At 67.6% G+C, this 476-nt stretch carries 1 pseudogene; it reads right to left on the bottom strand.

Annotated features, from left to right (window positions below):
* A pseudogene (locus tag QWI17_RS05725) lies at positions 1-476 on the bottom strand (hypothetical protein); the annotation flags it as partial.

The raw sequence follows: 476 nt of genomic DNA, 5'->3' as shown, positions 1-476 counted from the left end.
CGCAGGTCGGCCTTGGCTTTGGCCGCCTGGGCCTGGGCATCGCCAATGGCGGCCTGGCGCTGGGCAATGGTGGCTTCGGCGCTCTTGCGCTGTTGCAGGTTGTTGGCCAGGGCTGCCTGTTGCTGCTGCAACTGGGCGAGGGCCTGGGCCAGTCGCTGCTTGTAGATACGGTCGTCCAGTTGCACCAGCAGGTCGCCGGCCTTGACGAACTGGAAGTCGTGCACGGGCACGTCGACGATGTAACCACTGAGCTGGGGGCCTATCAGGGTGACCTGCCCGCGCACCAGGGCGTTTTCGGTGCTTTCGATGGCACTGCTGAAGGGCGGCAGGCGCCAGGCATACAGCACCAGCAGAACACCTGCCAGGGCCACGGCGGCAAAGCAGATCGAGGACAGCAACCGCACCCGCCGCGTGCGTACCGGGCTACCCGGCTCGCTGGGGGGCGTGGCGCCTTCCGGGGTTTCGGCGATGGCGGT

Source organism: Gilvimarinus gilvus (assembly GCF_030518155.1).
In the GTDB taxonomy this organism is placed as follows: Bacteria; Pseudomonadota; Gammaproteobacteria; order Pseudomonadales; family Cellvibrionaceae; genus Gilvimarinus; species Gilvimarinus gilvus.
Note: the sequence above shows the minus strand (reverse complement) of the source record. Positions and strands in the feature narration are given on the sequence as shown.